General features: G+C 59.6%; 17 protein-coding genes, 1 tRNA gene and 1 CRISPR repeat array. Of the genes, 10 read left to right on the forward strand and 8 right to left on the reverse strand.

Annotation, left to right across the window (positions count from 1 at the left end; translation table 11 throughout):
* Positions 1-68: 68 nt before the first annotated feature.
* Genes cas5 through cas2 form a run of 7 tightly spaced genes read left to right on the forward strand, consistent with a single transcriptional unit; the run spans position 69 to position 8,165 of the window.
* The gene (gene cas5 / locus ACQK2L_RS00835) at positions 69-773 is read left to right on the forward strand and encodes a CRISPR-associated protein Cas5 (protein ID WP_425395037.1); all 705 of its coding nucleotides are present in this window, start codon (positions 69-71) and stop codon (positions 771-773) included.
* A complete protein-coding gene (locus ACQK2L_RS00840; RefSeq protein ID WP_425395038.1) occupies positions 763-2,907 on the forward strand; it encodes a hypothetical protein in 2,145 nt (714 codons plus the stop codon). The genes cas5 and ACQK2L_RS00840 overlap by 11 nt, the downstream gene beginning before the upstream one ends.
* 4 nt (positions 2,908-2,911) lie before the next feature.
* Positions 2,912-3,817 carry a type I CRISPR-associated protein Cas7 gene (locus tag ACQK2L_RS00845; protein WP_425395039.1) on the forward strand — a complete coding sequence of 302 codons (906 nt, stop codon included), beginning with the start codon at positions 2,912-2,914 and terminating at the stop codon, positions 3,815-3,817.
* Positions 3,796-6,114, forward strand: coding sequence for a DEAD/DEAH box helicase (locus ACQK2L_RS00850; protein ID WP_425395040.1), 2,319 nt, complete (start codon positions 3,796-3,798; stop codon positions 6,112-6,114). Before ACQK2L_RS00845 ends, ACQK2L_RS00850 begins: the two co-directional genes overlap by 22 nt.
* Positions 6,115-6,118: 4 nt before the next feature.
* On the forward strand, positions 6,119-6,835 hold the full coding sequence (gene cas4, locus ACQK2L_RS00855) for a CRISPR-associated protein Cas4 (protein WP_425395041.1): 717 nt from the start codon (positions 6,119-6,121) through the stop codon (positions 6,833-6,835).
* Positions 6,832-7,863 (forward strand): type I-C CRISPR-associated endonuclease Cas1c, encoded by a 1,032-nt coding sequence (gene cas1c / locus ACQK2L_RS00860; protein ID WP_425395042.1) that lies wholly within the window; start codon positions 6,832-6,834, stop codon positions 7,861-7,863. Before cas4 ends, cas1c begins: the two co-directional genes overlap by 4 nt.
* 11 nt (positions 7,864-7,874) lie before the next feature.
* The gene (gene cas2, locus ACQK2L_RS00865; protein ID WP_425395043.1) at positions 7,875-8,165 is read left to right on the forward strand and encodes a CRISPR-associated endonuclease Cas2; all 291 of its coding nucleotides are present in this window, start codon (positions 7,875-7,877) and stop codon (positions 8,163-8,165) included.
* A 211-nt stretch (positions 8,166-8,376) separates the two neighbouring features.
* Positions 8,377-12,710: a CRISPR direct-repeat array (repeat unit 31 nt; unit sequence ATCGCCCCCTCACGGGGGCGCGGATTGAAAC).
* 455 nt (positions 12,711-13,165) lie between these two features.
* Here the strand turns inward: cas2 and ACQK2L_RS00870 are convergent.
* Positions 13,166-13,342, reverse strand: coding sequence for a hypothetical protein (locus ACQK2L_RS00870; RefSeq protein ID WP_425395044.1), 177 nt, complete (start codon positions 13,340-13,342; stop codon positions 13,166-13,168).
* Positions 13,343-13,873: 531 nt separating this feature from the next.
* Here ACQK2L_RS00870 and ACQK2L_RS00875 point away from each other — a divergent pair.
* Together ACQK2L_RS00875 and ACQK2L_RS00880 are read left to right on the forward strand one after the other, a co-directional pair.
* Entirely contained in the window at positions 13,874-15,034 is a 1,161-nt protein-coding gene (locus ACQK2L_RS00875; protein WP_425395045.1) for a hypothetical protein, read from the forward strand.
* Between the two features lie 992 nt (positions 15,035-16,026).
* Positions 16,027-16,182 carry a hypothetical protein gene (locus ACQK2L_RS00880; protein ID WP_425395046.1) on the forward strand — a complete coding sequence of 52 codons (156 nt, stop codon included), beginning with the start codon at positions 16,027-16,029 and terminating at the stop codon, positions 16,180-16,182.
* 18 nt (positions 16,183-16,200) lie between these two features.
* On the opposite strand, the gene ACQK2L_RS00885 is transcribed toward ACQK2L_RS00880, so the two are convergent.
* The 6 genes from ACQK2L_RS00885 to kdsB all read right to left on the reverse strand — a co-directional run bounded on the left by ACQK2L_RS00885 (position 16,201) and on the right by kdsB (position 20,674).
* Complete coding sequence (locus tag ACQK2L_RS00885; protein WP_425395047.1) at positions 16,201-17,202, reverse strand: tyrosine-type recombinase/integrase; 1,002 nt, start codon at positions 17,200-17,202, stop codon at positions 16,201-16,203.
* A 96-nt stretch (positions 17,203-17,298) separates the two neighbouring features.
* Positions 17,299-17,370: transfer RNA gene (locus ACQK2L_RS00890), tRNA-Gly, on the reverse strand.
* A gap of 81 nt (positions 17,371-17,451) precedes the next feature.
* A complete protein-coding gene (locus ACQK2L_RS00895; RefSeq protein ID WP_425395048.1) occupies positions 17,452-18,156 on the reverse strand; it encodes a GDSL-type esterase/lipase family protein in 705 nt (234 codons plus the stop codon).
* A 59-nt stretch (positions 18,157-18,215) separates the two neighbouring features.
* Positions 18,216-18,728: a hypothetical protein gene (locus ACQK2L_RS00900; RefSeq protein ID WP_425395049.1), complete on the reverse strand. Its 513-nt coding sequence runs from the start codon at positions 18,726-18,728 to the stop codon at positions 18,216-18,218.
* Between the two features lie 71 nt (positions 18,729-18,799).
* Positions 18,800-19,807 (reverse strand): SDR family oxidoreductase, encoded by a 1,008-nt coding sequence (locus ACQK2L_RS00905; protein WP_425395050.1) that lies wholly within the window; start codon positions 19,805-19,807, stop codon positions 18,800-18,802.
* 90 nt (positions 19,808-19,897) lie between these two features.
* Complete coding sequence (gene kdsB, locus ACQK2L_RS00910) at positions 19,898-20,674, reverse strand: 3-deoxy-manno-octulosonate cytidylyltransferase (protein WP_425395051.1); 777 nt, start codon at positions 20,672-20,674, stop codon at positions 19,898-19,900.
* A 171-nt stretch (positions 20,675-20,845) separates the two neighbouring features.
* Between kdsB and glmS the strand changes: the two genes are divergently transcribed.
* Positions 20,846-22,720: a glutamine--fructose-6-phosphate transaminase (isomerizing) gene (gene glmS, locus ACQK2L_RS00915; protein ID WP_425395052.1), complete on the forward strand. Its 1,875-nt coding sequence runs from the start codon at positions 20,846-20,848 to the stop codon at positions 22,718-22,720.
* A gap of 510 nt (positions 22,721-23,230) precedes the next feature.
* On the opposite strand, the gene ACQK2L_RS00920 is transcribed toward glmS, so the two are convergent.
* The gene (locus tag ACQK2L_RS00920; protein WP_425395053.1) at positions 23,231-26,380 is read right to left on the reverse strand and encodes a DUF7453 family protein; all 3,150 of its coding nucleotides are present in this window, start codon (positions 26,378-26,380) and stop codon (positions 23,231-23,233) included.
* Positions 26,381-26,773: the final 393 nt, after the last annotated feature.

Raw genomic sequence — 26,773 nt, forward strand, 5'->3', positions numbered from 1 at the left:
CATGCGCACAGCATTACCATAGCTTTGTTTGGCAGTGGCTATCTCCTCTGAATACACGGTGCGTTCAAGTGAGCAAGACCTATTCGGTTGCGTTTGAGGTGGCCGGCCCCGTCGCCATGTTTGCGCGACCGGACACGGGAGCTACGCCAACTTCCTATCCGGTGCCGACTTGGTCAGCGGCGAAAGGGATGTTCGAGTCGATCGCGTTCCTGAGCAGTGGCGACGCATGGTTTTGTCCGACAAGAGTTGAAGTCTGCCGGCGGATTGGCGATGACGGCGGTCGAGTCCATTTTCAGCGATATGCGAACAACTACGGCGGACCGGAGCGGAAGGCGAAGCTTTTTAAGACAGGTGTCGCCGCCGGTGGGAGCAGCATGCAGGTGTTCGCCACCGCGGTGTCCGGCGTCTGCTATCGCCTGCACGCCACGGTCGCCGGCACGCACGGTGGGCCCGGCCGAAACCCGCGGCATTACCTCAAAGACCTCTTCGAACGCCGGCTTCGCCAGGGACGATGTCATCGTACACCGGCGTTGGGGTGGAGTGAGTTCACCTGCACTTACTGGGGCCCGCCACGCAAGGACGTGACGGAAGTCGACGTTGACTACGGCACGCCGGACGCGCCCGTTGAAATCCCGTCGATGCTGCTCGGCGTATGGGACTCGCCACAGTCAGGGCGATACAGACCGGTCTACCGTCAAAATCTTCGCGTCGAGCACGGCGTGCTGAACTACGACGTGCCGGCGGCGTGGCGGGGGGCAGCCGATGCTCAATGAGTTACTTATCGCCGAACGCGGCCTCGCCACGGCCGGCGTCGCAATGACGCCGAGGCACCCTGGGATCAAAGACGCGGGGAAAAAACTGATCTGCGTCGTATTGTTGGACCAGGACGGTGACATTTCAGGAGTCCGACCTGCTCCCGCTGACACGACAATCTGGACATTCGGCGACAACCAGAAGGCGTTCCCCCTCGTGCGAGGCACTAGGCCGCCGGTCTGGCAAGTGACGGAGGACGATAGTCGGCGTTTGGACATTAAAGGTCGCGATGCGGTTAAACAACGATTAGCGTTGTTGTCTTTGTCGGAGGAAGCTGAGGTCAACCCGGATGCCGGCGAATTGATGAGCAAATCACTCGCCGAATGGCTTGAAGGGCTGCAAACTCGCATAATTGGCTCTGACTGTACGCCGCCCGTTCGGCGCTTTGCTGAAGCTATTAGGCGATTCTGTCTCTTCGCTGATTCCACGGTGTCGCGAAGAACGGTCGCCGCAAAGCTAGCCAACAGTATGCTCGCCGCCGTTAAAGATAGCGCCGACGATCAACTTGTGAAGGTTGCCGCAGGCGTACTTGTCGGTGCCTTTGATAAAGGTAAGGCTGTTTCAGAAGTTGATCTTCTTTTCGATGCGAACGATGCAAGCGTAGTTAGTTCGCTCAGCACGCCTATCTGGCACCCGGATTCTCGCGACGCTGTGAGCGAGGCGCTCCAAGCTACGGAACAGCCATCTCAGTCAGGAGCTAGAGCAACGGTGACCTGTGCTTTAACTGGCACCAATGATCCGCAACTGAAAGAGTCGTTTCCAAATCCCAAACTTCCACTGATCGGTCCAACGTCGTTGTATAGTCGCAACAGGGCGATCAACGCGTTGCAACGCTACGCGCGGGCAGAGGGGAAAGCGATGCCAGTTAGTAGGGTTGTGATCGACCGGCTGGCTGCCGCGGCACGGGCGCTAACCGAGGAGTATCGAGAAGGTAAGACGTGGCGGGGAATTCCGGGTGAGCGGCCAAAACAGACCGACCTCATGCTCGCTTACGTCGCCGCCGCCCCAGACGCCCCGGTGGCGGAGATGGTCACATCCGAGCGAGATCTCGAACAACTGACCAAGGAACTCGTCGACGCGGTCAAGGCGAAGGTAGAAGAGGATGGACTTCCGCAAACCCCGGTTCGTCTCGCGGTCTTGCGGCGGGTCGACCCCGGAAACCGGAAGGCCATCGCGAGCAACACGCTGAGCGTGCAACATCTAGTCGAGGCCGCGGAGGACTGGCGCGCGGCGCGACGACTTCTGCCGCCCCACCTAACGTTGCCGGTGCCGGAGAAGGGAAAGAAGCTCGTCGACCAGGCCCCGCCGAACATCGCACCGTTGAGTCTGATCAGCTTTACTCGGCCCATCTTCGTGCGAGGCGGGACAGAAAGCACCGACGCCATCGGGATCACTGCCGCGGAAGCGATTGCGATTTTTCTCGATAAGGGCAAAGCTGCCCAGCGACGCGCGGCCCGTGTACTTCGACTGGTGCTGCGTCGACGAGCGCCCCTCGTAGTCGGTTGTGCCCACGCCAGCCGCCGCGGCCTGGATGATCTGAAACCATTCAACCGCGGCGAGGCGCTCCGCACCATCTCCGTCTTGTGCACCTTGCTCCACAAACTAGGTCGACATGAGGTTACTGATATGACCGACAGCCCCGCTTACAAGCTCGGCCAGATGCTCGCAGCCGCCGATGCCGTTCATGCCGGCTACTGTGCCGATGTTCGCGGCGGACAGCTGCCTCCTTCATTGCTAGGGAATCAGGTGTTCTCCGCCGCCCAGAAGTCTCCGGTCCGAGCATTGGAAATGCTCTGCCGGCGGTGGAAGCCGTACGGTGCGTGGGCCCGGTCATCGAGTGGCGCGAGGGAACGGGCGGAACGTCTCATCGCCTCAAAGGAAAAGACAAAGAAGCAACGCGGTTGGGACATCCGCGTCGCGTTGCGCCACGCCCGGGATTGGAAGCCGCTAGCTGCGGAACTGGCAAGCACTCTGCCGACGACACCTGCCGACGACACCGACCGCGCGGAACTTCTTCTGGGCTATCTGGCAGGCCTTCCCAAGCAGGACCACGAGTCATCGGACACCGAAACCACAAACCACGAACAGGACTAAAGATATGAAGAATAGTAACGGCGAGACGTTCAACCGCGGCACGGGCCTGCTCGTTATCGAGGTCCGCAACAGCAATCCCAACGGTGACCCCGACGCCGAGAGCGAACCACGCACGTTTGACGCCGATGGCCGCGGGCTGATCTCGCCTGTTAGCTACAAGCGCAAGCTTCGCGATCTCGTTCTCGATGGTGATGGCCCGGCGATGACCGAAGCGCGGCAATCGCTCGGCCTACCGGCCGAAGGATTCGATATATTGGAGCAACGCGGCCGCGACCGGAAGCAGATCGAGCAGATGAACGCCACGACCTTCGCCGCAGCCTACTGGGACGGTCGCGTTTTCGGCAACACGTTTCTCGAGTCGATGAAGGAAAAGGACGTGCCGGAAGGTGGCGTTGACCACTTCATCAGCACGGGAACAGTGCAATTTGGCCCGGGTGTCAGCGTCGCGCCCGTTGAAGTCGTTCGAACCACGAACACGAACAAGAGCGGTGTGCAAGAGGGCAAGGACCGCGGCATGGCCCCGCTCGGCTGGCGCGTCGTACGGCACGGCATCTACGTCATGCCGTTCTTCGTCAACCCGATGATGGCCGGCAAGAACGGCTGCGGAACGAAAGACATCGAGCTGATGAAGTTCTTGATTCCGCACGCCTACCACGCCACGGCATCGGCCGTGCGGCCATTCGTGGAGGTACGTCACGCTTGGTACGCGGAGCACAAGTCGCCGCTCGGGTCGTGCCCCGACTCGCTGATTCTAGACTCGCTACAACCGAAGAAGCGGGACGAGCCGGAGGAGCCGTCGACGGACATCGACGAGTATGACATCCCGACGAAGTTGCCGGACGAGGTGCGGGACCGACTTAGCGACTTCGAAGACTTAGGTATCAAGCAATGGGACAAGGCGACGGCGTAACGAAGGGCGATCCTCCGCTCGCCCACTCGGCTCGCGAAGGTATTCCGGTGCAGACGTACGTCGACCATGTTCACAACGTCTGTTGCGGTACTGCGTCGCGTGCGGCTGAGATGCTGTGTCACGCCGCGAGTCCGCCGCCGTGGCTCACGGACGAAATAGCGGCAGCGGCAATGTGGCATGATCTCGGCAAGCTTGACAAAACCTTTCAATCGCTCCTTCGAGGCGATGTGAGCAAGATGTCTGAGGACGACTACGTCGATCACATTGATGCGGGCGTCGCTCACTTGATGGCGTCGAGTCATCTGGTTGCTGCATGGCTTGTCCGTGCCCATCACGCACCGGGTCTGCCTACCTACACGCGGCACTTCGGGTACGGTGGACGCGGCAGAAAGCTGCGCGGTCGTCGCAACGACGAAGTCGACCGTGAAAAACACGAGGCGCAGGAGCAGCGGACGGACGAACGTCTTGATGAATATGTCACGCAGCACCGTTCCGTCATGTCGGACAGTTCGATTCTAGCCCCTATCGCGCTTTCGGATTCGGAAGCGGCGCATGGGCTTACGATGCGACTGGCGTTGTCCTGCCTTGTGGATGCCGATCATGCCGATACCGCTCAGCATTACAGCGGCATTGCCTTTCCCAAAGGGGCAGAAGCCCCACGGTGGGCAGAGCGTCTTGAACAACTCAAGGCGTACGTTCACGGTCTACCCGCCGGCAAGTCTTCTGAGGAGCGTGAGCGAAATCGCCGTCGCCGTGACTTCTTCGATGCGTGCCTCGCGAGCGAACTCGATGACCCGCTCGTAGCCTGCGAGGGACCAGTCGGCATCGGCAAGACGACCGCGGTCGTTGCGTACCTGATCCGGCAGGCGATGCGTCAGATACCGGAGCAGCGCCGGCTAATCATCGTCGCCCCGTACACGAACATCCTCACGCAGACAGCCCGGACGCTTCGAAAGGCATTGGTCTTGCTTGGCGAGCGCACCGAGGATGTCCTGGTAGAGCACCATCACCGGGCTGACTTCCATTGCGAGCGGGATCGTGACCTCGCTGTGCTGTGGCGCGCACCGATCGTACTGACGACGGCGGTGAGCTTGTTCGAGACGCTGTCGGCCGCCAATCCCGCCGCCTTGCGAAAGCTGCATTCGGTGCCGGGCAGCGCTATCTTTATAGACGAAGCGCATGCCGCGCTCCCAACGCATCTTTGGCCGCAAAATTGGAAGTGGGTTCGTGAGTTGGCAGAATCATGGAACTGCCGCTTCGTGATGGCCAGCGGTTCGCTCGCGCGCTTCTGGGAGGATCCTCAGATCGTTGGCGAACCGTGCCGGTTGCGGGAACTCATGCCTCCGCCCCAAGCGAAGGACGCTCAAGCCGCCGAGCAGCAGCGAGTTTGCTACTCCACACTCGCCTCATCCACGAACGGCGGCTCGGTCCTAACGGTAGCCGAGCTAATCCAGCACGTGCTGAATGCCCATGGTCCGCGGCTGGTGATCCTCAACACGGTCCAGTCGGCGGCGGTGGTGGCGAGGGCAATTCGGGAAGAGGCGGGTGCGGATCGAGTCCTGCACCTGTCGACCGCACTTACGCCTCACGACCGTGGACGAATGTTGAAGCGGATTGAGGAGAAGCTGTCGGGTGACGCAGACGATTGGGTGCTTGTGGCGACGAGCTGCGTTGAGGCGGGCGTCGACCTGTCGTTCCAGTCCGCCTTCCGTGAACGCTTCACCGCGGCGAGTACGCTGCAGACCGCGGGCCGTGTCAACCGACATGGCGAACGCGGACGCGGAGAGGTCTTCGACTTCGAGCTAGTAGGTGAGAAGGTGACATCACACCCGGCGGCCAAACTCTCGGCGCCTGTACTGAGGGATCTGATGACTCTGAACGCCTTAAACGAGCGTCCGCCGGCAGAGGTTGTCACAGAGGCGATGCGTCGCGAGCTGATGGACAAGGGCGGGCTCGGCCACAAAGAACTCGTGAAGGCGGAATCCGAGCATGACTATCCGACGGCGCAGGAGGCGGGACGCGTCATCACGAGCGACACACGACTCGTCGTGGTGGACGCACAACTCAAGGCTGATTTGGAGGCAAGGCAACCCATCGGCTTCCGGCGTCTGCTTTCAGGCAGCGTGCAGCTATGGGCGGATCGGATTGCGGAGCTCGGACTAGCCCAAATCGAGGGTCGCATCGAACTTTTCAAGTGGAGCGACGCTAAGGAGGACTACGACGCCGACTTCGATGGCATAATGGCCGGAATATTGAGACTTCGGGCGTTTCTTGACGCGAGTGGTGGAGTTATCTAGCACGATGACCTACTCCGAAGACGACCTGCTCCCGATCTCGGCTTTGCAGCATTTGCTGTTTTGCCAGCGGCAGTGTGCGCTGATTCATCTTGAGCGTTTGTGGGAGGAGAATCGCTGGACGGCCGAGGGGCAGGTGCTGCACAAGAAGGCCCACGATGGCAAACCGGAAACCCGCGACGGCGAGCGGATCACGCGGAGCTTGCCGTTGCGGTCGTATCGTCTAGGCCTGTTTGGAATGGCCGACATCGTGCTGTGGCGGCCGCCGCCTGACACGAAAGTCCGCGGCAAGACGCTGCGCCAAGCTATCCTTTCGGCCACGCCCGAGCAGCTCACTCAGTGGTCCGTCACGCCCGTCGAGTATAAGCGGGGCAAGCCAAAGAAGAATGCCTGCGACCGCGTTCAAGTTTGTGCCCAAGCCTTGTGCCTGGAGGAAATGCTGGGCATCGAAGTCCACGAGGCACAGCTCTACTACGGTACCCAGCGCCGACGCACCGATGTCACTCTGGACGCCGAACTCCGCGAACTGACAACCGATGCGGCAGCCAGGTTCCACGCCATGATGGCTTCCGGTGTCACTCCACCCGCAGAGTACGAGAAGAAATGTGACACGTGCTCCCTGCTATCGGTTTGTCTCCCGGAAGCCCAGGCCGCACCCAGCGCAAACGAATACGTGTCCAGGCTATTGGCATCGATCGCGCGTGATGCGGAGACACAATCGTGAAGACGCACCTCAACACGCTGTTCGTGACAACGCAAGGTTCTTACTTGGCCAAAGACGGCGAGGCGGTCGCCGTGCGCGTCGATAAACAACCGCGGCTGCGTATTCCGTTGCACAACCTCGATGGTATCGTTGCCTTCGGGCAGGTAGGTTGTAGCCCCGCATTAATGGCTGCAGCAGCGGGGGCCGGCGTGACGATCTCGATGCTGTCGGAACATGGCCGTTTCCTCGCCTCGATAGTGGGATACACCTCAGGCAATGTGCTATTGCGTCGGGAACAGTATCGACGTGCAGACGACATCCAGCGGACGCTGTCCCTTGCGCGAGCCTTCGTCGTGGGCAAAGTGGTGAATTGCCGGGCCGTGTTGCTGCGTGCAGCCCGCGACGCCGCTCAAGGAGACCGCAAAGATGCACTGACTGCGGCTGCCAAACGCCTGGCGGGCCGATTGATCGAAATCAATCAGGCGGAAACCGTTGACATTCTGCGAGGCTTGGAGGGCGAGGCCGCCACACAATACTTCGCGGCCTTTCCTCAGTTGTTAACTCAGCCGTCGCCGGGATTTGAGTTCACCAAACGCACGCGACGTCCTCCAACTGATCCCATTAACGCATTGATGTCCTTCGTTTACACACTGCTGTTGCACGACGTCCGATCGGCCTGCGAGGCCACGGGACTCGATGCTGCAGTTGGCTATCTGCACCGCGACCGTCCCGGCCGCCCGGGTTTGGCGCTCGACCTGATGGAGGAGTTTCGCCCCTACCTTGCAGACCGTCTGGTGTTCAGTCTCATCAATCGAGGGCAAGTCTCCCCCAAGGGCTTTCAGACACAAGAGACTGGTGGTGTGGTGATGGACGACACAACTCGCAAACAAGTCTTGGTGTCGTGGCAGGAAAGAAAACAGGAAGAAATCAAACACCCATTTACCGGCGACCGCATGACAGTTGGTCTGCTGCCCCACCTGCAAGCCAGGATACTGGCTCGCCACCTGCGAGGTGACCTGGATGCCTATCCTCCGTTTGTCTGGAAGTAGGAGAGTGCGGAGTGTATGTTCTGGTAACTTACGATGTCAGCACGAAGACCCCTGAGGGAAGAAAGCGACTATCTCGGGTGGCGAAGGTGTGCCTCGACTTTGGACAGCGAGTGCAGAACTCCGTTTTCGAGATGAAGGTCGATCCGGCCCAATGGACTACCTGCAAGTCCCGGCTATTGGAATCCATCGACGAGTCGGTAGACTCATTGCGTTTCTACTATCTCGGCAGCAACTGGAAACACCGCGTCGAACATGTCGGTGCAAAGCCTACTTACGACGTGGATGGTCCACTGATTGCTTGATCGCTACAGAGCGTTAGGGTATGAATTGAATTCATCGCGAACCCAAAGTGCGCGCATCTTGCCTAGGAGGTTCGCGATCATTCTAACTGCCGTCTACCATACGACTTAGCTACAGCCTCATGCCCTGCCTCTGCAAGCATCTCGTGCTATCCGACCGGTTCGCGAAAATGCGATTCTTACTCCAAGGCCAGCAAGTGGTTAAGATGGCGGGATCGCCCCCTCACGGGGGCGCGGATTGAAACTCTGCATCGTGGGGCGGATTGGAATTTACCCGAATCGCCCCCTCACGGGGGCGCGGATTGAAACACTACCGCCATGCATCGCCGCTGTGGGTGGCCAAATCGCCCCCTCACGGGGGCGCGGATTGAAACAAACCCTCGACCGTACCGAGGAGGACGCCAAACGATCGCCCCCTCACGGGGGCGCGGATTGAAACAACAAAGCTGGTCGAGGCGACGATCATGTCCGTATCGCCCCCTCACGGGGGCGCGGATTGAAACACAGTCAGTTGTTCCCGCGGCCGGGAAACTGCTGATCGCCCCCTCACGGGGGCGCGGATTGAAACAGCAGCTTCGCAATATCGCGCACGGTGCTGGTCGATCGCCCCCTCACGGGGGCGCGGATTGAAACTGTTTCAAGCCGTCCGACGCCTCCGAACGAGACACCATCGCCCCCTCACGGGGGCGCGGATTGAAACTCTACCTCAAGTCAGGCAACACAAGCAAAGTCGTCATCGCCCCCTCACGGGGGCGCGGATTGAAACGACATCGGCGACGATGGGATCTATCGGTGCACCATCGCCCCCTCACGGGGGCGCGGATTGAAACATGTCACAGCCCTCGCAGGTTCGTTCAGCAGTGCTCATCGCCCCCTCACGGGGGCGCGGATTGAAACATTGAAAAACTGTCCCCTTTCGAAGCAATGGAGATCGCCCCCTCACGGGGGCGCGGATTGAAACTCGATGTATTGGCCGATGACGATGCGCTGGCCAATCGCCCCCTCACGGGGGCGCGGATTGAAACAGATTGGCACCCAGGGCAATTGCCGTTACGATCATCGCCCCCTCACGGGGGCGCGGATTGAAACAGTGGCAAGACGTCGGGCGTTACGAACGAATGGGACATCGCCCCCTCACGGGGGCGCGGATTGAAACTGCGCGCACCTCCCGGTTCTCCGGTTGTGGGGAGGATCGCCCCCTCACGGGGGCGCGGATTGAAACCGGTATCCTCGGAACTTCGTTGGGTTTCATAATATCGCCCCCTCACGGGGGCGCGGATTGAAACTGTTGGTGGGTCGAATACGATCCGGAAGCGGGCACATCGCCCCCTCACGGGGGCGCGGATTGAAACAGCACGGGCGGCCCTCAACTCATCATGCACTGCATCGCCCCCTCACGGGGGCGCGGATTGAAACAAGGCCCTGCTGTCGGGCAAATACGATCCGAACGCATCGCCCCCTCACGGGGGCGCGGATTGAAACGGATGCAGCGGAGATCACACGTGCTCGAACTGGAAATCGCCCCCTCACGGGGGCGCGGATTGAAACAGTAGCGAGGGATTCCCTCTTGAATAGGTGCTGGCATCGCCCCCTCACGGGGGCGCGGATTGAAACCCGCCATCCGCTCGGCGATCTGCGTGGGGCTTGGTATCGCCCCCTCACGGGGGCGCGGATTGAAACAAGGAGTGAGTTATGTGGATCGCCGACAGCCGAATCGCCCCCTCACGGGGGCGCGGATTGAAACGTTCGCAAGCGAATGACCAACTTCGACCCGGCCTATCGCCCCCTCACGGGGGCGCGGATTGAAACCTCCGTCGCATGGCCTACGGGTCGGCACAACGGTATCGCCCCCTCACGGGGGCGCGGATTGAAACACTGTACTGAAACTACGGGTTTTTTTGGAGATAATCGCCCCCTCACGGGGGCGCGGATTGAAACATCATCGAAACCCACCCGCCGCCGGACCCCCTGATCGCCCCCTCACGGGGGCGCGGATTGAAACCAGGAGATACCGCCGCGGGCACCGATGCTGCCGGCATCGCCCCCTCACGGGGGCGCGGATTGAAACGACGAAGACAGCGGTGCTTACAAATCGCAACTGCATCGCCCCCTCACGGGGGCGCGGATTGAAACGAGACTAGCGAAGTGGCAAAAGAAAACACCCAAATCGCCCCCTCACGGGGGCGCGGATTGAAACAAGCAGTGGGGCGAATGGTTGCCGTCGACCGACATCGCCCCCTCACGGGGGCGCGGATTGAAACCACCTTCGAACCTCGCCTGTCCCGTCGCGGGATCGCATCGCCCCCTCACGGGGGCGCGGATTGAAACCAGTCCTTCCGTTCACAGCGATGCTCGTCATGGAATCGCCCCCTCACGGGGGCGCGGATTGAAACCCAAGCTAACCGCCACGGTGCCAAAGCGAATTAGCATCGCCCCCTCACGGGGGCGCGGATTGAAACGATGAAGTCCACGCGGAACTGGCAGCCGCCACCCGATCGCCCCCTCACGGGGGCGCGGATTGAAACAAATGCCCGCGGACGAATTGCTCTGCGGAGATCAAATCGCCCCCTCACGGGGGCGCGGATTGAAACGGTTTTGGCCGTGCCCTTCCATTCGCTGCAAATATCGCCCCCTCACGGGGGCGCGGATTGAAACCTTCGGCGTCGTAGTCGACCTGAGTCGACTCCTATCGCCCCCTCACGGGGGCGCGGATTGAAACGGGCACAACATACGGCAAGGTTTCGGTCAGCGCATCGCCCCCTCACGGGGGCGCGGATTGAAACTGCGGTGGAACACGTCGACCTGAGTCACGTCCTGAATCGCCCCCTCACGGGGGCGCGGATTGAAACTGGCGATCGGTGCGGCGGGCGTGGAACTTCTGCCGATCGCCCCCTCACGGGGGCGCGGATTGAAACGCGTACCACCTGCTGCACTTGATGGATACGCTACATCGCCCCCTCACGGGGGCGCGGATTGAAACTCTCGAGATAGTAGGAGTTGCTGCTGCATCGCGATCGCCCCCTCACGGGGGCGCGGATTGAAACCGGAAGCCGGGCACCCCTCTCCGTTCGCTATATTATCGCCCCCTCACGGGGGCGCGGATTGAAACTTGTGTTCGACCGTAACGGTGGCGAACTGCTGGATATCGCCCCCTCACGGGGGCGCGGATTGAAACAGCAGCTTCGCAATATCGCGCACGGTGCTGGTCATCGCCCCCTCACGGGGGCGCGGATTGAAACAGAAACGGTGGGGGCCCATCGCTCGCCCCCACAACTATCGCCCCCTCACGGGGGCGCGGATTGAAACTTGGGGCGGTCGTCGACCGTCATTCTCGTGACGGATCGCCCCCTCACGGGGGCGCGGATTGAAACACTTGAGCCACGCCGCTCGAGGTTCCCAGTCGAAATCGCCCCCTCACGGGGGCGCGGATTGAAACTCGTCGATGGCGTGGATCGTGTGGTGGCAACCGATCGCCCCCTCACGGGGGCGCGGATTGAAACCCGTTCGCGTCGTAGTAGCATTGATCTCCCTGGGATCGCCCCCTCACGGGGGCGCGGATTGAAACGATCCGCAGTGAGATCGTACCACTCGTTGGCAGGGATCGCCCCCTCACGGGGGCGCGGATTGAAACACTTCCGACCCACAACCAACCAGGTGAATCGCTACGATCGCCCCCTCACGGGGGCGCGGATTGAAACAGTCCCGTGCGAGCAACGCGAGAGAACCCGGCTTTCATCGCCCCCTCACGGGGGCGCGGATTGAAACACGTTCGCGTGATCAAGCGATCCAGCCAGACGCGCATCGCCCCCTCACGGGGGCGCGGATTGAAACATAGCCAGATCGAATTCGTCGTAACGCAAGCCGAGATCGCCCCCTCACGGGGGCGCGGATTGAAACATGGTCGTGACCGACTGGTCAGCCTACGCCGAGATCGCCCCCTCACGGGGGCGCGGATTGAAACTCGGGCCGTTTGGTCACCAACAACCAGTCGAGGTATCGCCCCCTCACGGGGGCGCGGATTGAAACTTTGCCGCCCGGATGACAGCGCGGCAAGGCACCATCGCCCCCTCACGGGGGCGCGGATTGAAACGCCACCCACCGGATGTGGGGCGCGATGATGGACATCGCCCCCTCACGGGGGCGCGGATTGAAACATCGAATACCGACGGCTACTACACGACCAGCGTGACATCGCCCCCTCACGGGGGCGCGGATTGAAACTGCACAATCAACGAAGCCGATTGTGAGCCAACTGAATCGCCCCCTCACGGGGGCGCGGATTGAAACATCCGTCAACAAGTCGGGAAAAAGTCAAAAACAAGATCGCCCCCTCACGGGGGCGCGGATTGAAACAGGCTCCAAGCCGTCGCCGTCGTTGTCCGATTCATCGCCCCCTCACGGGGGCGCGGATTGAAACCCCAACCGCAACCATCACTCTCGAAACTCACCATGATCGCCCCCTCACGGGGGCGCGGATTGAAACAGCCACAACGGTGTGGTTGCAGATGTGTCGTGCCATCGCCCCCTCACGGGGGCGCGGATTGAAACCTCACCACCGATGCCTTTGTGAGTTTCTTTGTTATCGCCCCCTCACTGGAGCCGGTGGCCAGGCTGTACTACTTTGCAGACGCGGCGTCAGGACCTTAGGCGGACTGATGACAGCGTGATAGTCTGCGGTCCAAGGGACGAACAGTACGATTCTTCCAAAAATCGACGAGCGAAATTCGACCGTCAAATGTTTGTTCGCGTGCTAAACTTTCAATGCGTGGGCTGCGTAGTGGAATACCGGGGTCCGCAGCAAGATCCATTACCTGCCCCCCAGGAGACCGGTACCAGCTGGTATTTTTTGGCAGATTTTCCTAACCCCGCAGAATCGTGCAAACGGTACAAAATCACGTAGTCTCGCCCGAGACTTCAGATGCTATACCACCCTTTCAGGGGGTGTGATCTGGCCTTAGGCGAGACTAAATTAGGCGATTCCCCCGTATCACGATGTACTGCGTTTACTTATGATGCCTGTAGGCTTCAAAGAGATGGCCAGCCCCGGCAAATAGCAACAGATAGTGAGCAAGATCGCGGTGCTCGGCACAGAGGAGGCCATAACCAGCCACTGTAAGAATGGCGATGCCCCACGGGAACAACGGCTTCGAAAAGAAAAACTGAAACTTCGAATAGAACATTTGGAATACCTTAGGGCTAGACGGTGCACGTTCAGCTTGAGGCAATTCCAAATAACCGTGCGAGGCGCTGCAACGCCTCGCACGGCCACAACAACGCCTCCAACCGAATCGGAATTGCCTCACGAAGGCCTTCGGTGGAGGCCGGTTCCCGACGCGAGTCCTACTCGCGTAGAGAACCTACTGGTATGGTGCAAGGTGGCACGGTACCGGAATTGAAAAGTAACTTGGGGTAGTCACCTTCCAGGTCTGTGCTTCCTGAAACTAAGCCCGGAGTTCCGGACCGACGGACGACCAAAGCGGTTGTCGTACTACCAATCGCTTCTGTCCCCGCCTATCTTGTATTCTGAAACAGGCATAGCGTGCCGTCTACACGGAAATAATCGCGAGGGAAGCTAAGGGAAGCTAAGCTTTTTTCCCTACTCTGCTGACGCTTCCCTGCTAAGTACCGGCTTGACTTCGAAGGAAAATTTCGGGAAGTTATCTCGTTAGCTTCCCTTATCTTCCCCTTCGATCGTGGCTGGATGCCCCCAGGTGCCGAGCAAGCCCAAAAAAACGAACGCCGTTAGGCAAAAACGGAATGTCGGCAGTCGAGTGATTGACAAGGTGGCATTTGGCAACCTCTGCAGTGCTGCTGGCCTGTCGAAGGAGCAGGTTTTCGTAAAGACACAGAGTAACGGTGAACCCAAAATCCCAGAGGAGTTTGCTAAAGATACTTGGAATAAGAAGGTTGAGAAAGGATTGACGGTCGGTATCAAGAAGTTGCTGCTGTCGGCAAAGCGACTTGGCTGCTCTATCGACGACTTCTGCCACCCTGAAGCAGACGTTCCGCTCGAAGGAAATATCCTTGCGTTCGCGACGCAAGTTCAAGACCTCATCAAAGAAGGTCAGATCCCTCCCTACCACTGTCGCAAGCTCACGGATGTACTTGCCTACATTTGGCAAATGAAGGACCCTCAACTCGATAGATTTCGTCTTTCCCTTCCTGAAATTCACGCGGCCTTAGACTCACTGGCTCGCGGTGATGGAGCCTGCTTGAGCGAGTTGAGACCACCTCGACCCCTACTGGATCGTCCAGGGAGAACGGGATTGTTCTACTGCAAGCTACCCTCCGCCGACATCATCAAGACGGATATAGAAAAGCGGCTGAGATTGGGCATGGAAGCATTCAATGCCCTTGCACTCGGCGAAAACCCCTCCACGGCAGAGATAGCATGGCTCGCAGAGGTTCGCAAGACATTCAGCAAAGGCTTCGAGCGATACACAGAAGTATTGAGAGGACTCAGTGCTGACAGCGAGCCAACGCTAGAGCAACTCAATAGCCTCATCGATGCCGACCGCCACGCTCGTATGGCGGTCTACAATCCGGACACGGGTCAACGCGATCAGTTTCTCAACATCTACGGCCGCTCACGGATGGTGCTCATTTTCTGGCACCAAAGGCATTGGGAAGACTTTAATGAACACTGGGGTGAGTTCGTGGAAGAGAACACGAATCACCTCCAAGTAAAAAATCGATGCTTGTTCGAAAACCCCGTGGACGTGGATGGGCTAAAAACTTCTTTGGAGCTTTGTACGACACAGACCATAAACAAGTATCGGGAACTTCTCGCACAAGACAGCTTGCCATCATCGCAAACTGCGATCACAAATCGCATATCGGCAACGACCCCAAATCCTGCCACTCGCCCATAGCTACGCTTGCACGCAGCACACGCTCTCGTTCTACATTCCACGCTCGCTGTAAAGCACACCGCCTAACGTGGCTAGGATCATCCCCTCCAACCAGTCCTCGCAATTCTGGTGATCGCTTTAGATGAGGCTCTTGGACCCAGTCCTTCGCTGAATCGCACCACCCATCATCGATCGTCTTCGAGATGATGTAGGCCAAGTGGGCTGCCTTTTTGTGTCGCTGCCGAAGCATTAATAGTGATTCGGACGCCACGCTTCTTTCGTAGAGCTCCAGTGATGTTTTCGTCAGTACGTTGCCGAGTTTCCTTCGTGTCTTGAGGAATTCGGACGGGTTCGAAAGGCCGCTTCGCCAGTTCGCATTGAGGGTCTCCAGTTCCGTCACGAGTAAATTGAAAGTGCTGATGAGCTCTTGATTGCTTTGAGGTGAAGTCATGGCTTCTTGTACCCTCCCTAGGGGTTGAGATACAAGAAAAATCGACTTCATCCGCTCGTTTCTGAAGCAGCTTTCGTATGTTGTAGACAGAAACGCTCGGTCGCCCGCGGTCCTTCGTTGCTTGCTTCGATGGTAAAGATCAAGGGCAACTCGGTGTTGCCGTCGCCCCCCACACCCACCTGATGAATCCTGGTTCCGCGATGCTCGCAACGCCAGTTTTCTTTATAGGATGAGATGAGATATCTTATACGCGTCTCAATTCAAATCCGCGCGTCGCTAGCACATGGAAACTCTACAGAGATAGTTGGCATGAGAAATGCTAGCTGCGCAGTAATTAATTGAAACCCGTACTACTCTGAAATTTTGTGTGCTATCACTGCTGTCCCCTCATCAGTATCGCCTGCAAACCTCTCAAGTGTGGCATCGAGTTCTTGCCGACCTCGTGAACTTTGCTTCTCTTGCCGGTGTGTATTCAATCCATTCAGTCATCAAGGTTGACTCACACACGGCACATTCGTGTGGAGGTTTTCTAACGTCCGGCACCAAAGAACGAGACCTTAACATGGACGACCAAGAAAAAGCAGCGATGGAATTCATCGCCCAATACCAGCGCCTCGACAATCTGATGACCTACATCACACAGCGGCAATTCCTGACGGGCTTTGAAATCAACGTGTTTCCTGCCAGGGAACGCCGCGAAGACAAAGCTGGGCGATAGGCGCGGGTGCTGGGGAATTCAGGAAGCGTTCCGACTCCTTACTGCGTTTTGGGCTTGTTGGCGGAGGAACTGTGGGTTCTTGGATAGGTGCGAATACACTTTACTCACCATTGTTGGATCTCGGTGGCCCATTAAGTGGGCCAATGACACCGAGTCAATTCCGGCAGCAAGTGCATTGGTTGCAAAGGTATGTCTTGCGCCATAGGCGATCACACGGAAACCAACCTTCTTGCTAATCCGCTCAAGGCGGAGGTTGATGGCATTCTTCGTCCAGGGTTTCCCTCGCGAATTCCGGAAGAGAGCCCCTTCGGGATTGACCATTGCCAATGACTCCACAATGCTTTTGGCGTCAGGAACGAGATAGATTACCCGTGATTCAAACTCCCCCTTGGATTCATCCGCGGGAAAGATCACGAGATCACCATGAAGGTGTCTGGCCTCAAGTGTCCTGGCTTCCAACGGGCGACAACCAGTCAAGCACAGAAAATCAAGTAGCTGGGCCAGTGGCTCATCAGCGTGTTGTTTGATCTTCTCCCATTGGGCATCAGTGTAAATGATATCGCGACGTTTGGACTTCGGCCTTTTCATGCCTTTGATCGGATTGCGGTTCAAGTACTCCTGTTCGACTGCCCAATTGAGCATCCTCTGTACTACCGCTAGCGCTCCGTTCTTGGCCGTCGATGTCATCTCCATGCCGTCAAGCCAGGCAGTTACGTTTCCAGTCTTGAGCTTGGATGGACGGCGAGTCCTACCGATGTACTCAATGAACAGTTTTAGGTAGTGCCGATGCAAGTTGTATGTCCCTGGCTTGCGATGAGCCTGGCACCAGTCCAGGTATACCTGGGACAATGCATACAAAGTGGTAGACTCGCATTTGATCTCGTCCCTATCCGCCATCAAGGCATGGAACTTCTCAAACGCCGCTTCGCGGTTCTTGCCGAGCGAGATTTGGCGTCCGCCGATGGAGCAATACCAGCTATTGGTCTGCTTACGGAGGTACGGCTTGGGCTGCCGTGGCATGGCTTGGTCTCCAATTCGTGCATCGAAACGTGCATGTGACGTTTCAATGGTTGGAGCCAAGTCTAGAAAGGCAAGAAACTCTCGGAAAAAAAAGAGAGCGGGAGACGGGATTCGAACCCGCGACGTCCAGCTTGGGAAGCTAGCACTCTACCACTGAGTTACTCCCGCATGGTGTTTATCGTAGTCCAGCCGCCGGGCGGGACGCAACTACCTGGGGGCAAAAACACGAACTGGCCGGGAGCTCGTGGCTCATTCCTCCGGCTTTAGCAGTCGCTGGAGCGCGGCGGGGTAGGTGTCGCCGTGGGTGGTGCCTTCGCCGCGCATGTGACTGCCAAAAGTAAGGCTGTCGCCAAAGCACACGATCTTGTCGTCCGGGTCCACGTGCTCACGCAGCTTCTGTTCGACCGCCACTGCTAGTAGTTGGTAGCCCTTGGCCGTGAGGTGCAGCCCGTCGCGATCGTCGCTGTTCGCGGTGCCGCGTAGGAGGCTCTCCTGGCGATCGGCCACGGCGTCTTCCACCGTCTCGCCTGGGCTCTTTTTCAGCAGCACAGCCCGCCAGTCGACTAACAGACAATCGGACTCCTTGGCGACTTGTTGGATTGTCTGGTTGTACTCTTGAACGTGCTCCTGCAATCGATCGAAGGCCGGGTGCTTGGGATGCCGCTCCTGCAGGTACGACTCGTTCACCGGATGCAGCGTGATCAGAGTGACGGTCTTGGCGCCCTGCTTGCGCGACAAGTCGATCATCTTCTGCAGGTTCTGGCGGAACTTCTTGGGCTCGACCAGCTTGGCCGAGTTGAGCGCGTCGTTCATGCCGAACAGGATCACCAGGTGGTCCGCTGGCGACTGAAGCGCCTTGGGCAAGTCGCGCAGGCCTTCGCTGCTGTTGCGACCTGGGACTCCACTGTTCACTACAGTCTGGGCTCCGGCGTGGCTGGCAGCGAGAACCATCATCAGTACCATTCCTTTGTTAACCACCCGGGCCGTGTCGGTTGCTCTCTCTCCAGTCCATGTCATTGCAGAATGCTGCCAACCAAACTGAGTCCAATCGCTCCCAGCAGCGCGGCAAGCAGCATCACGGCCAAGCCGACCACCAGGCTCAGCAGCAAGTTGCACAAAAAGAACTGCACGGCGAACTTGAACACGCTGCCAAATGGCAACTTCAGATCGACCACCCGCACGTCTGTCAGGCTCACATCGCGGACCACACCACCGGTGGGAGTCGGTGGCGGTTCGAAGCTGGTGATCTCCGGAGGCGGTGTCGCTACCGGCGGGGCAGAGGTTGGTTGACGCGGATCGTGCGTGACGATCTCGGGAACACTCTCCTCGCTCGGCTCAGGCGGAGTTGGCAACACAGGCTCAAGTGGCGCCGGCTCCGGCGGCGCGGGGGGCGTTGGCGGTGCGGGAGCCTCGGGGGCTACTAACACCGGCTCGCCACACTTGGGGCAGGGGAGCGTATGACCCGCGTGGGTGTCGGGAGCCTTGATCGGCGCCTGGCAGTGGGAGCAATGAAACTTGATAGGCATAGCGGCTTGCGATCAGGGAGCAAATTGTGTGGTAGAACCACCCTCCATTAAGTTCGCTGGCAGGTCGGCTGTCAAATTCCAGTCCTCCGAGGATTGCGGTAGAGCACCTCGGCCAGCAATTCCGCCGAACCGGCCTCGCCGCTGCGGTTGTAGTGCCAATCCCTGTCGGTGGGCACCCATTTCTCGTCGAGCGGCCAGGGGTCGAACGGCTCGCGGCCCAAGTGTTCGGTGAGCTTCGCCGACCGCATCGCCACGTTCCCGGCTCGCGGCGGGATCGGCCCGGCGTCGAGTCGCGGACAGCCTTGTAGCAGGTCGGGATCGTACCCGCCCACGCGATTCACCACCTGGGCGATCTCGTACAGGCTCAACCGTCGCGGCCCGCCCGAGTGATACAACCCGGCGAAGTCGCTCGCCAGCAGCTCCTCGAACAGCAAATTCAAACAGTCGGTGTAGGTCGGTGTGCGGATCTCGTCGAAGTACAACGTCGCTGGGCGGTCCTTGGCGAACCGCGACTGAATCCAATCGATCGCCCCGGCGTGCCCGTTGAAGCTGATGCCCATCGGCAACGAGATGCGCAGCACGCATGTCTGTGGGTACCAGTCGTCGATCAGTTGCTCGCCGGCGACCATCGTCTTGCCATACACGGTCACCGGGTCGGGCCGATCGGTCTCGACATGACCGTTGCGCTGTGCGTCGTCGCCTGAGAACACCAGGTCGATTGACGTATGCACCATTCGCGCGCCGCGCTCGACCACGTGCGAGAGCAAGTTCTGTAAGCCTTCGACATTCGTCCTCCACGCCAGCCGCGAATCGAGTTCGCACGCCTTGAGCGCGCAGTTGCCGGCGCAGTTCAGCACCGAGCGGAACTGGTGCTCGTCGAACAACCGCCCCAGCTCCACATGGTCTTCGGCGTCGCAAGCCACAATGTGCGGCCCCGCGAGTCGCCAGTTGTCTTGTTGCCGTATGCCAATCACCTGCCCCGGGTACCGGCGGTGAAAGTAGTCCAGCGCGTTGTACCCGGTGACACCCGCCACGCCGGTAACCAACAGCGGCAATCGATCTGGCGGAAGCGTGAACATAGCAGGCGCGTGACGGGCAGGTGGTTAGAACGGTGAACCTGATTCTAACCGAAACGGCCGTCGTTTTCGTCGGCGCGGTGCCCGATCGTCCTACGCCGCCCGGCGCCAGCGGTTGACGAACTCCGCATAGTCTTCCGGCGTGTCGATGCCGCTGCTGTTGTGGGCGGTGACTCCCACAGCGATCGCGTGTCCGCGCTCCAACACGCGGAGTTGCTCCAGACGCTCGGCCAACTCCATGCGCGACGGCGGCCAACTGGCCAGCTCCAGCAGGAAGTCGCGGCGGTACGCGTAGATACCCAGGTGTTGGTAGAACAGCGGGGGCTCGGCCTCGAGGTCCAGGTCTTCCGCTTCGCGGATGAACGGGATCTGGCTGCGGCTGAAGTACAGCGCGCGGCCCGCTTCGTCGAACACCACCTTCACGCACGCGGGGTTCGCCAGCTGCTCGGCGCTACGCAGCGGGGTGGCCAACGTGGCCATCGGCATGTGCGGGTTCTGCTCCAACAATTCGATCACCTGGTCGACGGCCGAAGCGGCCATCTCGGGCTCGTCGCCCTGCAGGTTTACCAAAATGTCCGCCTCGGGCAGGGCGGCGGCCACTTCGGCTACCCGGTCGGTGCCGCTGGCGCATTCAGGGCTGGTCATCATCGCGTTGCCACCCGTTTGTTGGATGATCTCAGAGATGATCGGACTGTCGGTCGCCACGATCACGCCGCGGGGCTTCTTGGCGCCGCAAGCGGCTGCGTAAGTGTGCTCAATCAGGGTGCGGCCGGTCTCCGCCAGCAGCATCTTGCGGCTCAGCCGGGTGGAGCCGAGTCGGGCGGGGATCACGACGTAACTGCGCAGCGAACTGGAGGATGAAGTGTTCATGAAGCGGTATGTACTTTGTTTCCCGATCCCGCGGTAGCTCAATTCAGGGCCGCAACTAACGTTGGAGCATTTCGAGCAGGGCCGTAGAATGTGGGTAGCCGTCTGGAGCCGGACCGATTTGTTCCTCCGAGTGCTAGCTCCTTCGTTTTTCAGTCCTGGAGATGTCGTCCGATGTGTGGAATTGTTGGTTACGTGGGCCCCGGCGAAGCGACCGATTTCTTGCTCGAAGGCCTCCGCCGGCTCGAGTATCGCGGCTACGACAGCTCCGGCGTGGCGACCATCAACAATGGGGACCTGGCGGTTACCAAGACGGCCGGCCGCATCGACCAACTGGCCAGCGCCCTCAAGCAGCATCCTGCACCCGGCAGCATCGGCCTGGGCCACACCCGCTGGGCGACGCACGGCCCGGCAACCGACGAGAACGCCCACCCGCACATTGGCGGCCAGCGCGTGCTGGCGCTGGTGCACAACGGCGTGATCGAGAACTTCCGCGTCCTCAAGCAAAAGCTCACCGAGAAGGGTTACACGTTCGGTACCGCCACCGACACCGAGGTGATCGCTCAACTGCTCGACTACGAACTCCAGCGCTGCATGGAGGTCGAAGATGAGGAAACCCAAGTCACCGATCCTTACCACGTGCTCGTGCGCGCTGTGCAGGCGACGCTCAGCCAGTTGCGCGGCACCTACGGGCTGGCCGTGGTGTTTCGCCAGTGGCCCGACGTGATCGTGGCCGCGCGACTTGGCAGCCCGCTGGTCATCGGCATCGGCGACGGCGAGCACTTCATCGCTAGCGACCAATCTCCCTTGGTCGGCCACGCCGACAAGATTGTCTTTCTGGCCGATCACGAACTGGCCGTGGTCACGGCCAATTCGATTCGCGTGGTGAACCGCGACGCCGACGACGTGCCGCACGACGTGAAGCTGCTGGAAGTCGACGAAGCGCACGTCGAACTCGATGGCTATCCTCACTACATGCTCAAAGAGATCTTCGAGCAGCCCGAGACCGTTCGCAACGCCATGCGCGGCCGACTCGATAACGATCAGGCGACTGCCGTGTTCGGCGGATTGAACCTTACCGCTCAGCAGTTGCGCGCGGTCGATCGCATGGTGCTCACCGCCTGCGGCACTAGTTGGCACGCGGGGCTGGTGGGCGAGTACATGCTCGAAGCGTTCGCCCGCGTGCCGGTCGAAGTGGAGTACGCCAGCGAGCTTCGCTATCGCAATCCGCCGCTGTCGAGCAACACGTTGCTGTTCGCCATCACGCAATCGGGCGAGACCATCGACACGCTGGCCGCCATGCGCGAAGTGAAGCGCAAGGGGCATGCGGTGCTCTCCATCTGCAACGTGGTCGGCAGCACCATCGCTCGCGAGTCCGACGGCGGCATCTACCTGCACGCCGGCCCGGAGATCGGCGTCGCCAGCACCAAGGCGTTCACCTCGCAGTGCGTGGTGCTTGCTCTCTTGGCGTTGTACTTCGGTCGTTTGCGTCATCTTAGCTATGAAGCGGGTTTGCGAGTGATCGACGAACTCATGGCGCTACCCGACCAGGTCGAGGAAGCGCTCTCCACCAACAGCCAGGTCCGCCAGATCGCCGCCAAGTACTCTGGCTGCGACAACTTCCTGTACCTCGGCCGCCAGTACAACTTCCCGGCCGCCTTGGAAGGAGCCTTGAAGCTGAAGGAAATCAGTTACATCCACGCCGAGGGTTACCCCGCGGCCGAAATGAAGCATGGCCCCATCGCCCTGGTCGACGAGAACACGCCGAGTGTGTTCATTGTTCCTCGCGGCGGAGTGTACGAAAAAGTGATTGCCAACATGGAGGAGATCAAAGCGCGCGGCGGCCCGGTGATCGCCATCGTCAACTCTGGCGACAACGAAGCGGCCGAAATCGCCGACGACGTCATCCATGTGCCCGCAGTGGCCGACTTCGCCCAACCGATCGTCACCGCGGTACCACTGCAGCTCTTGGCCTACCACATCGCAGTGCTCCGCGGCTGCGACGTCGACAAACCACGCAACCTGGCAAAGAGCGTCACGGTGGAATAGCTGCGCAAGGCTGCTCCATTAGCAGCTCCGTTGAAGCTTGGTCGGGGGTTTTGCCCCAACACACGATCCATTGGCCCAAAACCCCAAGCGTTTTGGTCCCCTCTCCGTTGGCAAACCCCTGTTTTTCTCGACCAAACCATTCGGGGGGTGCGACAAAACTCTCCACGTTGTTCCCCGCATGTTTCTCGTTGGGGCAAAACCGATAGTGGCCGTTCGCTCCGCCGAACGAGCGCAGGTCCCCTCCCCCGGGCGATTTGGCGCGGAGAACGTTCCCCGGCCAATCAGTTTCTTCCCGCCAAATCGTTTGGGGGAGGGCTAGGGTGGGGGCCTGAATCACCTCCGCATCATCCGCGGTTAGCGGCAAGACCTCCGCCGTCTGGCGACGGCAGCTACTGCAAGAATCATTAGATCACACCCCCGCGCGATTCCAACCGCGATTCTTTTACACCAGCGACTTTGTGGGAATCGATGCGAGGGTGCCAAGATGCGCTTGACAGTGGTTGTCCGGATCTACGCTCGAGAGCGCAGTCGAGCATCGCAGTGCCCGCGAGAAATCCCGACAATCAACGCGACTAGGATCAGCCCCAGTCCGCTCGGTTCGGGTACCGGCGCATTCGGTTGTGACGCCGAACTCACCACCATCGCGCCAAAATTGTCTCGCCAAATCTGGTAGTCATTGGCGTTGACGCCATTGACGCCATCGCCGTTGTTGGCAATTGCCGACTCGTCTGCTGCGCCAAGATTGTTGCGCCACACCACGTAGTCCGCCACATTGACAATCCCATCGTCGTTGAAGTCGCCCGGTAGGCCTTGCGTGTTGGCGATGACCTCCAGAATGATGCTGTTGCTGTCGTAGTTGACCAACCAAAACAGCCCTGGATCTAGCGAGGGCAGATTGACTGTGTCAAATTCTCCAACGAGACCGTTCATCGAATCGACTGGCTTGAACACATCACCAGCAACTGGCACGAATCCACCGCCGAGCGTTATGTCGAGGGTCACCCCTGACTGGATAACTACGTCTTGGGCGATCACGTGGTCGCGGCCAATACCTTGCCCCGGGCTATCGATCTCGATGGCCACATTGCCGCCCTGAACGTTGTACGTCCCACCGATGTAAGTGGACACGAAATGGTTGTTCTCTGTTAGTGTGCCGTTTTGCTGGGTCAGATCGCCATCGAATTCCCAGAAGGTGAGCGTGCCGCCAGTGAAGTTGAACTTGCCGCCAGTTCTAAGAAAAATGAACTCGGTTCTCATTGAGCCGAGGACGAGATTAACCTCACCGGTGGCATTTACATGCAACTCATCCGTATAGCCCATGGTGCCTCCTTGAATGTTAAGGTGGCCTGAATTACCGGCCGTCATGCCGCCCACAAAGACTCTGTCCACCGGCCCCGCAGTATCGAATTCAGCGCCATTGGTGAGGGTAATCGACGCATGTTGGTTTGCTCCAGCGCCGTCGGCGATGTGGATGTCGCCGCCCACGATTAGCCGACCGCCGTCAACGGTGATCGAGCTCATCACGTTGTTTGCCGCGCCAGCGCCAAGATGAAGTTGAGTGGCGACAACGAGCGTACTCCCTGCAGCGACGTGGATACTACCGTTCACGTCCGCCGTGGTGCCGCTGGCCACCTGAAGTGTACCCGCGCTCACAGTGCTTCCGCCACTGATCTGGAGACTCCCGTCGCGCAGGTCGAGCTTGTTGGCAACGCTCAACATGCCCTGGCTTAGTATGGCTCCGACCATGGAATCGCCACTGAGGGAGAGTGACGACTGGGCCGCCATCAGAGTGGGACCTACAGTGAGATTCTCGATCGACGAGTCTTCTCGGACAAAGAGCCGCTCGTTGACTAGCAGTTCGCCGGTAGCCTGGAGCATTCGAACATCGGCGGGTCGGTCCGTTAGCGTGACCGCAGCGTCGTTAATGAAAACGTTCTCGGTGCCAGGCACGTCTCCAGGCGGCATGTTGGTTGGATTGCTGATGGAGTCGACCCAGTTGGACCCGAGACAGGGCGAATGCCAGTTGGAGTTACCACATCCGCCGCTCCACACGAAATCCTCTCCCTCCGCAGGCGGCTCGGGCGTTACGACAAAAATTCCGTGCGTGTTGTCCGTGAACGACGCTGCAAAAGCAACTTGGCCCCGGCTGTTGAAACCGGTCCGGCGGCCGTCGACACCTCCCGAACCGGGCAAGAAGGCGAGGCCTGTGTCCGTGGCAAAACGTAGCTCCTTAACAATCCGCACCTCGCCGCCACCCACGTCGAGGGGGTCTCCCTCGCGCGCAATCAGCCTTAACTCGCCACTTTGATCTTGGGCCCAGATGCCACTGTCGTTAGAGAAATCGACGTCGCCTCCGTGCTGCAATGCTCCCAGGAAGGCGACCTGCCCAAGCGCCCCCATGTCGAACGGTAGCATCTCGTCGAAATTGGCGCCGTCGGTGCCTGGCGCAGGTGAACCCTCACGTGCCACTAGAGATAGTCCGTTGAGAGATTCTCGCCAAATGCCACTGTCATTCGTCGAGTCGACGCCATGCGCTGTGTCGTGAACCAGAAAACCCGTGAAGCCGGTGTAGTACGCACTCACCACCGGCGGATTGAAGTACTGGTACACAACACCATCGGGGGTGCCCGGCGCTTGCGTGCCCTGCAAAACCAGCGCCTGATCATTGACCCAGATCCCGCTGGTGCTAGTGAACTCCGCGGGGCCTGTGTTATTCCGCAGTGCGCCGAGGAACGCGTATCGCCCGTAGCCAACGGAGGGATCGCTCAGCCCGGAGAACGCGACTCCTGCAGGCGTGCCGGGCGCTTGGTCACTGGTCCGCACCAGCAAGGTCGACTCGGTCCAGATGCCGGTGTCGTTGAGGTTAAGCCCTACATGCGGCGTATCGGTTTGCAGTGTTCCCCGGAAGTAGGCATCACCGGCGAGATCAACGACGGGAAGATCGGTCAACTGCTTAAAGTTGACTCCACTAGGCAGGCCCGGGGCCTGCGATCCTTCTCGCGCTATCAAGGCATAGTCGACCCAGATGCCGCGATCGTTGGCTGGCGTCACCATGTTCGTAGCGGACTCTCGCAGGGAAGCAGCGTAAGCAACATGATCCAAATAGCTGACCCTCGGGTTGAAGAATCCCTCGAACGGCACATTCGCTGGCAAGCCGTGTGCTCGACTGCCACTCCGAGCGAGAAGTGTTGAACCTTGCCAAATGCCACGGTCGTTCGATGCGTCGACGCCGCCCACGCCGTGATTCAAGAATCCAATGTACGCGGTCGCGCCTCCACCATTGAATGTATGAAGATCGAGCCCACCAAAGACCGTTGCGGGCGGAGTATCCGGGGCCTGCGATCCGGTGCGCGTTACCAGCGCATCACGGTGCCAGATCCCCAGGTCGTTTGTAAAGTCGACACCTCCTTGAAGTGGCAGCAGTGTCGCGGCGAATGCGACATTGCCGTAGTCGTCGAGAACAGGAGCGCCGAAGGCAGGGCTGACCAACGCGCCGAACACAGCGCCTTCCGGCGTGCCAGGCGCCTGGTCGCCAGTAGCGGCAACCAATTCGACAGTCTGACCAGGAGCAGGACTGGTAGCGCAACTTGTCAGTGCAATGACCAGCAGCTTCGTCACACCAATGCAAGCGGCAAAGAAATACCTGCCAGTACTTTGCATGGATCCGACACCATTGGAGTACATAAGATAGCTCCGAAGTGAGCCCGTATTGGTCGGCTGGAATGCAGCTTGAAAAGGTCCGCGGCATTCTATCCTATTCTATTCTCAACATCGCCCTATCGACTTTGGAACGAATTCCCACCAACACGATGCATTGACCCAAAAACCGGTTTTGCCCCAACACACGATCCATTGGCCCAAAACCCCAAGCATTTTGGTCCCCTCTCCGTTGGCAAACCCCTGTTTTTCTCGACGAAACCATTCGGGGGGTGCGACAAAACCCACCACGTTGTTCCCCGCTTGTTTCTCATTGGGGCAAAACCCATGGTGGCCGTTCGCTCCGAGAATCAGCGCGCAGCATCACTATGAGGCACATTTCCGACGACACGTAGG

This window comes from Aeoliella sp. (assembly GCF_965227375.1).
In the GTDB taxonomy this organism is placed as follows: domain Bacteria; phylum Planctomycetota; class Planctomycetia; order Pirellulales; family Lacipirellulaceae; genus Aeoliella.